At 53.5% G+C, this 11112-nt stretch carries 10 protein-coding genes; 4 read left to right on the top strand and 6 right to left on the bottom strand.

Features of this window, described 5'->3' with window-relative positions:
• Positions 1-46: 46 nt before the first annotated feature.
• Positions 47-1249, bottom strand: a complete 1203-nt coding sequence (locus L6439_RS23840; RefSeq protein ID WP_213470553.1) for a transglutaminase domain-containing protein — start codon at positions 1247-1249, stop codon at positions 47-49.
• A gap of 293 nt (positions 1250-1542) precedes the next feature.
• Positions 1543-2514, bottom strand: coding sequence for an alpha/beta hydrolase (locus L6439_RS23845; protein ID WP_213470552.1), 972 nt, complete (start codon positions 2512-2514; stop codon positions 1543-1545).
• Positions 2515-2950: 436 nt separating this feature from the next.
• Between L6439_RS23845 and L6439_RS23850 the strand changes: the two genes are divergently transcribed.
• Positions 2951-3316 carry a FlxA-like family protein gene (locus L6439_RS23850; protein ID WP_213470551.1) on the top strand — a complete coding sequence of 122 codons (366 nt, stop codon included), beginning with the start codon at positions 2951-2953 and terminating at the stop codon, positions 3314-3316.
• 216 nt (positions 3317-3532) lie between these two features.
• On the opposite strand, the gene L6439_RS23855 is transcribed toward L6439_RS23850, so the two are convergent.
• Together L6439_RS23855 and L6439_RS23860 are read right to left on the bottom strand one after the other, a co-directional pair.
• Complete coding sequence (locus tag L6439_RS23855) at positions 3533-4186, bottom strand: bifunctional 4-hydroxy-2-oxoglutarate aldolase/2-dehydro-3-deoxy-phosphogluconate aldolase (RefSeq protein WP_213470550.1); 654 nt, start codon at positions 4184-4186, stop codon at positions 3533-3535.
• A gap of 91 nt (positions 4187-4277) precedes the next feature.
• Entirely contained in the window at positions 4278-5261 is a 984-nt protein-coding gene (locus L6439_RS23860; RefSeq protein WP_168182655.1) for an ROK family protein, read from the bottom strand.
• A 381-nt stretch (positions 5262-5642) separates the two neighbouring features.
• Between L6439_RS23860 and L6439_RS23865 the strand changes: the two genes are divergently transcribed.
• The gene (locus tag L6439_RS23865; protein ID WP_168182654.1) at positions 5643-5852 is read left to right on the top strand and encodes a hypothetical protein; all 210 of its coding nucleotides are present in this window, start codon (positions 5643-5645) and stop codon (positions 5850-5852) included.
• 177 nt (positions 5853-6029) lie between these two features.
• Here the strand turns inward: L6439_RS23865 and L6439_RS23870 are convergent, their stop codons facing one another.
• On the bottom strand, positions 6030-6764 hold the full coding sequence (locus L6439_RS23870) for a YkyA family protein (protein ID WP_213470549.1): 735 nt from the start codon (positions 6762-6764) through the stop codon (positions 6030-6032).
• 23 nt (positions 6765-6787) lie between these two features.
• Positions 6788-7645 carry a polysaccharide deacetylase family protein gene (locus L6439_RS23875; protein ID WP_237096632.1) on the bottom strand — a complete coding sequence of 286 codons (858 nt, stop codon included), beginning with the start codon at positions 7643-7645 and terminating at the stop codon, positions 6788-6790.
• Positions 7646-8632: 987 nt separating this feature from the next.
• Between L6439_RS23875 and L6439_RS23880 the strand changes: the two genes are divergently transcribed.
• Together L6439_RS23880 and L6439_RS23885 are read left to right on the top strand one after the other, a co-directional pair.
• Positions 8633-9985 carry a transposase gene (locus L6439_RS23880; RefSeq protein WP_213471782.1) on the top strand — a complete coding sequence of 451 codons (1353 nt, stop codon included), beginning with the start codon at positions 8633-8635 and terminating at the stop codon, positions 9983-9985.
• 104 nt (positions 9986-10089) lie between these two features.
• On the top strand, positions 10090-11055 hold the full coding sequence (locus tag L6439_RS23885; RefSeq protein ID WP_168182652.1) for a hypothetical protein: 966 nt from the start codon (positions 10090-10092) through the stop codon (positions 11053-11055).
• Positions 11056-11112: the final 57 nt, after the last annotated feature.

Below are 11112 nucleotides of genomic sequence, written 5' to 3' on the forward strand. Positions count from 1 at the left end.
CCTGAGCGGGCCGGGGCCTTATAGAGAGGAAGAGGACTACCGTAAGTTAGGGCGAAGCCGGAATCGTAATCTCCACGATCCGGTCCTCGCTGTTCGTCAGCGACGAGACGCGGTATTCCAGCGGAGCGGCAAGTCCGAGCATCGCCACCATATCATGCAGATCCGATCGAAGCTGCAGTTCATCCCCTTCATAGCGAATCTGCATTCGTTCGCGGCCGGCATCGCGGGCCGTCTGGAACCGTTCGGCCAAGGCGGGGGCGTCATGAACGGCCCGGTCGGCCAGGAGCACGTCCGGGCTCCATACCTTCTCCAGCTCGCGGGCGAAGCCGCTTAGCGCGCCGCCTTCCGCCTTCATCCGATCGACGGCCAGCGCGTAGGCCCGATCGGCAGCCGGGGCCTGCCCCGCCTCCCAGATATGATCGCCCCCCATCTCTTCATCGGTGCGCAAATAATACGTGTACCGGATCTGCTTGCCCCGGTTCGGCAGCGGGTCGTCCCAGGTTGCGTCCAAGTGGTACCAGGAACCGTCGAGCTGCACGAGATTCCAGGCATGCAGGGTTCCGCCCGCCTCGCCTTCGATAATTTGGCCCGGAATGCCAGCCTCTCGCAGCATGGCATGTACCAGCAGCGCATAGCCCTGGCACACGGTCTTGCCCTCGGTCAGCGCTTCGTACGCCGTGAACTTGGTCATTCCCTCGTCATAGGTGAGATGACTTACGACATAGTCGTGTATCGCTCTTACCTTCTGATGCGGCGAATCATCCGGAGCCGTAATCTCCTGCACGATCTCGCGGGCCCGGTTCAAGACGAACTGTGTTTGTTCCCGCGTTTCTCTGTATTCCACATATACGGTGACGAGCGCATGATCGGCGCTCCCTTTCCATTGGAACGAATACTTGCTTACATTGTACCTGATAAATGGATCGGAATGAAGCGCGGCGGACAGAGCTTCCGTCACCTGCGCGGTCAGCGCGTCGGTGCTGCCTTCATAACGGAAAGAGGAAATGCCCTCCCGCTGCGTAAACCGTTCCTCGAACCAATTCGTCATCGCCTCTGCGTCATTCAGCACGACCTCGAAGGGGCGGGCTTCCACCGTCGGCCACAAGGCCAGTCCAGCCACGACGCTGACGATGAAGCAGCCCAGAAGCAGCATACGCATAACGGAGAACGGGGAGCGACGTCTTGGCCGCTTCCGGAAGGCCATTCCCTCATCGTATCCCCCGCCCTCTCGCACGTCTGCATCATACAATCCGCAACCCACCTTTCCATCCGGCGGTGTTGTCCGCCTTTGGTGGTACGTATCGTAACATACGGATTTTGCAGATGCTGTCTAGTTATAGGATGAGCTTCCCCGTTCCCGGCCTCTGACGATTCTATTCCGCTCGACAGTGTCCACCAGCAACAGTGCGGGTTCAGGCTTGTTCCACCCGAATAACCCCTTTCCCCCTTTTTGGAAAAAGACGAGCCGTAGCGAATCGATGCGGCATTTGCCTATAAAAAAATACGCAGCCGGCCGAAAAAGCCGGTTGCGCGTCGCTTAAATCAAGTCAATAATGTCCGCTGCGCCGCAGATGCCCGCTCCGGATAACAACAAGGCATCTCGGCCGACAGCCCGAGGCGCCAGCGGAAGAACGGGAGCACCTCCTGCCAGAAGCGGGGATCCTGCTCCGAGCAGCTATGCCCCGGACTGTCTACGAACACGTGCTGCTGCGGATACCCCAGCCGGGACAGAATTCCCTCCAGCTCTCCGGCCGGGATGAAGCCGTCCCCCAGGGAGTGCACCATCAACACAGGCACCCGGCCTTCCGTACGGGCCTCGTTGTCGGACAGCGAGCGGGCCAGATCGAGCTCTTCATACACCGAGACGGGAATCTGGGAGCGGTACAGCCAGATGCGCGGAATGACCGTGGCGAGCGGAAAAGACGGCAGCCGCCGCCGGCGCAGCTCCGCAGCGACCAGAGTCAGCGGGCGCGCAGGCATGGAATCCGTCACCAGCGCCTGCACATCGAGACCGCAATCCAGCGCCATAACGGCGCCGAAGCCGCCCAACGAATGGCCGAGCACCCCGATTCGATCCGGCTCGATGTCGGGACGGGTACGCACATAACGAACCGCAGCGAGCAGGTCATCGCGGAACAGAAGCGGCGAAGGGGCCTTGACCGCCCCGCTGTCGCCATGGCTGCTCACATCATACAGCAGCAGATTGAAGCCGGCATCCGCCAGCGGGTACGCATAGCGAAGCACGCGCTCGCGGTTGGATCCCCATCCGTGGCAAATGATAATGACCGGAGCGCGCTTTGCCGGAGTGTTCCCCTTGCCCCATACGAACCAGCCCCGCAGCGTGGCGCATCCGTCGAAGGAGATGCGCTCGAACGGGCGCTCCGGCTCCTTCCGCACCGGCACTTGCCGCGGCGACTGGCTCTTCACCGCGAGCGTCCAGGTTCCTCCGGCGAGGCAGCCCAGCGCGGCCATCGCTCCCATGCTGTAGGACCATATATCAGTTAGCTCTGTCATCTTCCTCCCGCCTCACTTTCCGGTTCATCCATCCCATCGATGCCGCAAGCCGTCGCTGCATGACCGGCATGCCTTGGAGAGCGGCGATGCTCAGGATCGCTTGTGGACTAACTTCTAGTATCGTCAGCCTCCATATAGGCTATCCTTTCCGAAACCAATTTACTTTTATTGTATACCATATGTCCAAATTTTCCTAGATTTACGGCTCAAAATACGATGATGGCAAGCATTCCACGCGAACAATCGCCGCCTTCCGGGAAACATCCATGCTCTGGGGCTCGTTTTCACCAGTCCCAGCATCCTAAATTTTGCCGTAACTGTTCAAAAATTGCGAAAGAAAACCGATAACTTCAGTATATCGGCGAGATGCCCGTGCTGCCGGCCAAGAGGCCGCGTCACGCATTTGTCCCTTGCAAGGAGAAAGGAAGGATTGAATATGAATGTATCTGCGGTATCTGCAGGCGGTCTAGTAAGCTACGGCAGCAGTGCGGCCAGCGGCATCGACCGGCAGATTGAAAGGCTGAACAAACGAAAGGCTGTCATTGCGGAGAAAATGTTGGCCGTCGCCACCGGCGACGACGAGCAAAAAGTGAAAGACGAAAAGATAAAGGCGCTCAAGATGGAGATGCAGGTCATTGACATGCAAATTCAGCAGCTATTGAAGAAAAAAATGGAGATGGAGAAGAACAAACAAGATCCGTCCAAAGCGGACACGGGAGATATAGGGCCTTCGATCAGCGACTTGATTCAACCCGACGAGAAGCCGCAAGGCAACTCTGTTTTTATTGATATGAAGCTGTAGCGAGGGACGGGACTGTCCGGTCCGGGCCACGCTTGCTCCTTCCGCCCGCTCCGGCGCTTGGTTGACGGTTCTCATCGCCTCTTGTGCCGGAGCGGCGTCCTGGAAGGAGCGCTCACTCCTCTGACCATCCTCACCGCCATGGTGCGGATCGGTGGATTCCCCTTCTGGCATTCTCCCTTGCCTCTGCCCTCTATGGCGGTTCTCCCGTCTGCTTTGCTATCCCAATGTTCTGGCCAGCCGAACGAAGCGGGCTGCATGCTCAGCCAGCGCGGCATAATGGCCGGCACGGATGTCCTCGCTCCGGATGAGCTTCGAACCGAGCCCGAACGCGGAGGCGCCGGCCTCGGCATAAGCTTCCATCGTCGACAGATCGACGCCGCCTGTCGCCATGATCGGAATATGGGACAGCGGGCCGCGAATCTCGCGGATATAATTCGGCCCGAGCGTGCCGAGCGGGAAGAGCTTCACCGCCTTGGCCCCGGCATTCCACGCCCGCACGATCTCGGTCGGGGTCAGCACGCCCGGCCAGACATCGACGCCGCGCCCGGCAGCATAATCGATGACGGCCTCGTCCAGATTCGGCGAGATGAGGAACTCCGCTCCCGCGTCCATGGCCGTACGGGCCATACCGGTATCCAGCACGGTGCCGGCGCCGATAAAGGCCCGGCCCTCGAACCGATCGCGCCATCGGCGGATGATATCCGGGGCGCCATCGGTGTTCATCGTAACCTCCATGAACCGTATCCCGCCGGATACCAGCGCTTCCCCGGCCCGATCGGCCGTGTCTCCGGTATAGCCGCGGAATATGGCGACAATCCGTTCCTGCAGCATGAGTGACGTCAGATCTTCCTTGCGGTCCGGATACTCCATCCTCCCGCCCCCTTCCCGGTTCTAGTTATCGTGATGCCCAGCCCAAGCCATTCGGTATGCCGCTTCGGGCAAAGACGAGACTCCGCCCGGGTTACCTGCTTAATTCGCCTGCCTGCCGCAGCTTCTCGGCCCGGCTCTTGGCGAAGGCCGCGCTGCCGATGACGCCACCGTCATCGATTAATTCGCCCTGGCGAATCGTGAGCCGCTCCAGATAGCCGTGATAGACGGAGCGGGACAGCGTCTCCCGCACCGGCTTCAGCAGCCGGTCGCCGGCCATGGCGCCGCCGCCGCCGATAACGATGACATCCGGGCTCAGCAGCGAGATGGAATACGACAGGCCGGTGCCGAGCACCTGGCCGGTATATTCCATAATCTCGACGGCCAGCGCATCCCCCTCGTCATAGGCTTGCGATACATGGGCCGCGGTCAGCTCTCCCCGCTCGTAAGCGCCTCGCAGCAGGCTGTCGCGCCCCGCCTCCAGCGCTTGCTTCGCTTGGCGCACGATGCCTGTCGCCGAGACCACCGTCTCCAGGCAGCCGGTCAGCCCGCAGCCGCACGGGGTCGTCTCGCCCGGGATCGCGACATGGCCCAGCTCTCCCGCCATGAAGCCGCTTCCGTAATAGAGCTCCCCTTGCACGACAGTCGCGGCCGCCAGTCCGGTTCCGATCGTGACGCCATGCACGACGCCCGCGCCCCGGCCAGCTCCGCTCATCGCTTCGCCATAGACATACATCCGGACATCGTTGTCGATGAAGACCGGCACGCCCACCTTGGCGCTGAGGCGCCCGGAGACGTCTACATTATGCCATTTCAGATTGGAGGCGAAGATACTTACGCCGCGCTCCGGATCTATAAAACCCGGAATTCCGGCGCCGACAGCCAGAAGCCGGCTCCGATCCGCCTCGAACTGAACGAACAGCTCGTCAATCATATGAGCGATCTTGTCCAACACATGGTCGACGCCAAGCGCCGCTTCCGTAGGCTGCTTTAGCTTCCCAACCATTTCATACCGCTCATTCACCAGGCCGCACACGATATTCGTGCCGCCGACATCGATCCCTACCATATAGTGCATGCTGGTTTCCTGCCCTTCCCTCTAGTCGATAGCTATGTTTGATTCGTATTATAGCACGAGATGCGCCGATCTTTTGCGTGAAAAAATCACCGGATTACAAATTTCCCGCAAACGAAAGAAAACGAAAACCTGTGCGGCGGGCCGCCCTCCGAACGCGAAAATAACATCTGGGGCGGTCTTCAACAGCGCCGCCTCGGCGAACTTCTGCAATTTCGCCTCAAAATCGCCTTAATCTTGCAACCATTATGGAAGACGCGGGAACGGCAAATCGTTATAATGATACTGTGATGTATATCACTACATAAGGAAGGCGAACATTTGGTGATAGATGTACAAGACGCAGGAGCAACGCTCAACCATCGGTCCAAGAGGTGATTATTCATGACATATGTCGATATCAGTTCCATAAGCCCGCAGATGTTCGTGACGGTGCTGTTTTTTCTGCTTATCGTGTGTCCGCTCGTCAGTCTGGGAATCGTCCGTCTCTTCCAGCAGCGCGTGAAGATCGGCATCACATACATTGCATCCGCTATCGTCTCCTACATCGTCTTTCTCATCGCTGCCGAATTCGTGAACAAGACATGGGGATGACGCGCACCCGGCCACCCTATTTTTTCGAAGCATCCTTGCCGACAAGGATGCTTTTTTTGATCCAAGCGTCCCGCTTCCGGACATGTTGCAGCAGCTTGCCGCGGCGGCAAAAAAGCCCCCGCCGCCAATTCCGCCGCCTGATGGGCGGAGAAAAAGCGATGAGGGCCATGCATGATGTCATTCGCTGCCGTCGTTCTCGATTGGCGGAATTTCCAACTCAGGATCGACAGAGTCGTTATCCTCCTTCGGCGGGGCCGGCTTTTTCACTTGCAAGCCTGCCTTTTCGTAGAAATCCGATTTGAGCGTATTGAACTGCGTCGTGTAATCGTTGAACTGCTTCTTCAATTCTTCGACCTGGCGGTAGGCTTCATTCCGTTCCGCGACCGCCTTATTGATGGACTTCAGCTTCGTATCCTCCGACTTCAGCTGGTCGTACAGCGACTGCTCATGTTGAATCCACTTCTCATAGCTCTCGAAAAGCGACTTGAACGTGTCGTACCGCTTCACGTAGGCTTGATAGGCGTCTTCCGCCGGCTTCTTCAGCTCCTCTTCCTTCAGATTCGCGATGATGCCGTCCATCTCGCCAATCTGCTCGCGCGCCTCGTCCAGCTGCGCCTTCATCTGCTCCAGCACCTGCTTGCGTTCGGCGAGCGCCTGATTCGTATTGTCGATCAGCGTCTGCACATTGCGGTTGTCCTGCTTGCCCTGATTAATAATCGAAATGTATTGCTTCTCATCCTTATCTTCAAGGGTTTTCAGCGAGCTCATCGCAGCCGGCACGTTCACTTCCGTGGACGAAGCCTTCTCGAACCGGTCGAAAATTTGCGTCGTCGGGGATGCGCCGCATCCCGACACCGCTACGGCGATGGACAATAACGCCGCCGCTGCGCCCCATATTCTCAATCCTGCCACTCTTCGTACCTCCCTAGTTCCTGCTACAGACGCTTGTCATGGTGAAAATTGCATACAAAGTGAGCGTTCGGATCATAGACCTCGAACTCGTACCCCTTGCTCTGGATATACTCGATGATCGACGGCAAGGCTTCCAGCGTCTGCTGGCGATCATGCATCAGGATGACCTCCACGTCCTCCGTCAGTCCTGCCTTGACCTGCTCCAGGATCCGGTTCGGCTGGCCGATATATTGCCAGTCGAGGGAATCAAGCGTCCAGTCCCACATTTTGAATCCGGCCTGCGCGATATCGCCGCGGAATGCTTCCCCAATCTGCGGAGCGCTTCCGTAAGGAGCGCGGATAAGCGTCGGCGTCACGCCGGTCAGATCGTTGACGATGCCCTGCGCTTCCTGGAATTCCTTGATGAAATTGTCTGAACCGCCGCTCTTGTACAGCTTATTGTAGTCATGCGACATGCTGTGAAGGCCAGGATAATGGCCGTCTTCCACGATCCGCTTCACCGCGTCGGGATAGGTTCTCATATTGTCGCCAAGCATGAAGAACGTTGCCTTGATACCGTGTTGGTCCAGCAGATCCAGCATGTCGTTCGAATACTTGCTTGGACCGTCATCGAATGTAAGATAGGCGACTTTGCGGGTCATGCCATTATACTCCTTCGGCACTTCCTTCTCGACCGCTGCCGAGGCGAAGGCGGCGACTTCCGTGACAACCAGTTCGCTGCTGGTCGCGGATGCCGTTCCGGTTCCTATCAAACTCTTAGCGACCGAGTATGCGCCATAGCAAATGCCCACAACGAGCAGCAATAATACGGTCCGTCCGATCCATCTTTTCTTGCTCTTCCGCTTCCGTGTGCTTCTCGCCATCACATTTCGATTATTCATGCTCTTTCTCCACTTCCTTCTCCTTCTTTCGACACTACTATAATACAAGTCTAGCATTTTGACATTACAGAAACATGACAAAAAGGGAAAATAAGCAGAATTAATATAAACAATGTTGTTACCATTCCATAGAAAAAATATGGTAGGAATCGAGAATTCGAGCGGATAGGAGACGAGGAAATAAATATGATGAGATCTGCTGACACTGCTGGAGCGGGGAAGGATAGCGCTGAGGAATCCGCTTCCGGGACGAGATCTGCCCGTTTCTGATGTCTGCATTCGCTTGGCGGGCAGCCTATCCTGCGCCTGTGCGCCAGGGCAGGGGCTTGCAACGCCTGCGCGTTAGGAGTAGGGCGCTCCCTCAGTGCGGCGTCGGCCGCATTCACGGCCGCCCCAACTATTTATATGGGCGTCATGCCCCAAATATGACCCGGGAACGAATTGAGGGCAAACTCCCGCGAAATGCTGCAACCGCGGGAGTTCTTTACGTTTTTTATCCATATTTACAAAAATGAAAGGGAACGTAGGAGACGTGCGACCGGTCTTCCAGAGCCAGGTCGCCATTTTTTTTGCGGTACATGGCAGCAAAGCCAAAGCATCGCCTGCGCAGACTAGGAAAACATAGTTGCAGACGAGAAAAGCATGATAGGCGCGGCACGCCAATGACGGTGATGGCCGAACATGCTCTGGTGCAGCTCTTGCCTTCAGCCTCTAACACATTATTTTCTAGTATAAGTCTCTTTGATGACTCTTCCCCATCAAATCAAAGTTGCCAGTCCAATACTCTATGTTCTCCATACATTAGGGAATTGGTTGTTCGCATTTCATTTCTGATTTGATTCTTAAATTTTATTCAGATGAATCAATTTCATAAATCGAAAGTCTTGCTATGACTGGGTTTTTAAGGTACAGAAAAAGGAGTACCTCCCCAAATCTCGAATAAGTAAAGTATCCACACAATACCCAAAGAGATGAGGCGAACTCCCTATGCCCTATATTCGACATGAGAGCTTATTTACCCTGCAAGAGCTTTATGAGATGGAACAAAAAGATCGTTTTCGTGAGATTTTTTCTACAATCGACATCACTCCGATCTTGCGTTTGGTCAGGAAAACATCTTTTTATGGTGCCCCCATTGAAGTGAATTATAGGGCGATGGTCTATTCCTTGATTGTTAGAATCGTTGAACGTATTCCTACGATTAAAGATTTAATAAAGAGACTTCAACATGACATCTTATTCCGCATGGATTGTGGCTTTATGCTTTCAGAAGCGATTCCTTCGGCCTCTTCCTATTCCCGGTTGGTGCGCAAGATGAGCCAAAGCCATGCACTGGAGGACATGCAAGAGCAGTTACTCGAACAAGCCATGGCAGAAGGATTCATTACAGACGATACGGTTGCAATCGATGCGACCCATATCGAAGCTCGGGATCAGGCACCTGCGAAGCAAGAAAAGGAAAAACCTGAGCCAAAAAAGCGTGGGCGAAAAACAAAAGCCGAACGTGAAGCTTGGCTCAAACAAAAGCAAGAAGAAGAGGAACAAAAACCAATCTTCGAAAAAGAAATTGCCGCTCAATTAAATGAATCATTCCATGTTTTGCGAGATCAAATGCCTCTTGATCCGCAGTGGGGAGTCAAGAAAAATAGTGATGGAAAAAATGTCTTTTGGTATGGCTATAAAGGTCATCTTGCCATTGGAACGCAGAGTCAGTATATCCTCGGAGCCTTGCTCTCTTCCGGAAGCTTGAATGACGGTAAAGCGGCCATTCCACTCCTAAAAGGGGTTGCTTCACAGCATCCGAATTTCAGTTTCAAGTACGCAACCATGGATGCTGGATACGATTATGAACCTATATACAAGCAAGTTCGAGAAGCAGAGGCACATGCTGTAATTGCGTATAACCGTCGCCGAGAACCAGAACACGACGGATTTGACGAACACTTCGCCCCAACCTGTGTAAGGGAGCATTCTTATCGTTATGACAGCTACGATTCAAAATATGGAACACTCAAATATGTTCGACCGAAAGAATGCGAAAGCTGTCCATTGGCGCATGATTCACTTTGCCAGAAAGTCTATAAAATGAAGATAACAACTGATCTTAGAAAATATACCGCCCCGGCCAGAGGCTCAAAGCATTGGAAAGAAATCGCTAAGAGACGTTCTGCAGTCGAAAGAGTGAATGCTTACTTGAAGGAATTCTTCCAATTGAACAATGTGAGACACCGAACGGGTCAAAAAGCTAAGGTTCATTTTAACTTGGTTACTTTGGTTTACAATTGTATAAAATTAGCATGTGATCGTTTAAATCGTCAATTCCAAGAGCAAGCTGCATAATTTTCAAAAAAGGAAATACTTTAAGATTATGTTAAGTTAATCTTATTTGTTTCAATGTTATCATAAAAATAGAACTTTTGAATTCGTACATAGGAGGAAATGAATTGAATTTAAAAAAAGCAATTCTAGCATCTATGATCGTATCCAGTATGTTAGTGGCCGTGACAGGCCCAATTCCTGCAGGAGTCGAGGCTGCGCAAGAGCAGAAGCAAACGAATAGTAAGAAGGTTCAAATCGACAAAACGATGGCCGCCAAGCTGCAAAAAGCGATAAAGCAGTTTGCGGGGAAAGAGATCAAGCTGCAGGATGCTGCCGAGTTATTAAGCGGTTCAGATGCGAAGGTTACATCGGTAGATGGTAAGTACATTGTCTACTTTAATGATAAAGAAGGAGTAGAGTCGATAGACGGACCGCTTCCACTCGATAAAATCAGCAAAGAGACTCAGGACAAGGTTCTGAAAGCGCTGAAAAAGGCATACGCAAAGAAAACATACGTCCTTGATAAAGAAGCGGTTCTGATGCAAACTTATGATGGAAAAAAAGAGAAACTAAAAGATTTTATTTCATATAAGCTGACAGGGAAAGACTTTGAGGCAGTATGGAGGAGTGGAGCAGGTTTTGTGAGTGAGGTTACCATAAAGCTTGCCAAGGAGGATCTTGATTCGAAATGGCTGGAAACGGCAGCAAAAGCGATAAAAACGGCTTTCGATCATGATTTGAATGTAAGAGAGGCGTTTCTTGTTGCTAGCGGGGACCATTATTATATGTTGTCGCTTGAGGATAACGCTGTATCACTTATGATGGATGCAAAAAAGGCAAAGATTGTGAACGTATTTCATAATACAAGAAAAAAAGTAACGACAGACCAAAAGATTACGGCAAAAGATGCAAAGGAAGTGGTCGCTCCGCTTGCCAAGGAATTATACAATATCGATATTGCGGGATATGAAGTGAAATGGGACAACGCAACGAAAGATTACCGTTTCGTTACAGGCAAAGAAACGATAGTGAGAGCAGCATTGGATGCTGATAAGAACGCAGTGTATATTATATCAGATGGCTCAGAATGATTGGTGCGCCAATGTTCTCGGTCTAAAAATACAGGCTCAAATGCATGTACAAATTAT

It is taken from the genome of Paenibacillus dendritiformis (assembly GCF_021654795.1).
Taxonomy (GTDB): Bacteria; Bacillota; Bacilli; order Paenibacillales; family Paenibacillaceae; genus Paenibacillus_B.

Bases quoted from the DNA above. Each gene is read 5' to 3' on its own strand.
- L6439_RS23845 (WP_213470552.1), bottom strand. From the start codon at position 2,514: ATGACAGAGCTAACTGATATATGGTCCTACAGCATGGGAGCGATGGCC.
- L6439_RS23850 (WP_213470551.1), top strand. From the start codon at position 2,951: ATGAATGTATCTGCGGTATCTGCAGGCGGTCTAGTAAGCTACGGCAGC.
- L6439_RS23855 (WP_213470550.1), bottom strand. From the start codon at position 4,186: ATGGAGTATCCGGACCGCAAGGAAGATCTGACGTCACTCATGCTGCAG.
- L6439_RS23860 (WP_168182655.1), bottom strand. From the start codon at position 5,261: ATGCACTATATGGTAGGGATCGATGTCGGCGGCACGAATATCGTGTGC.
- L6439_RS23865 (WP_168182654.1), top strand. From the start codon at position 5,643: ATGACATATGTCGATATCAGTTCCATAAGCCCGCAGATGTTCGTGACG.
- L6439_RS23875 (WP_237096632.1), bottom strand. From the start codon at position 7,645: ATGAATAATCGAAATGTGATGGCGAGAAGCACACGGAAGCGGAAGAGC.
- L6439_RS23880 (WP_213471782.1), top strand. From the start codon at position 8,633: ATGCCCTATATTCGACATGAGAGCTTATTTACCCTGCAAGAGCTTTAT.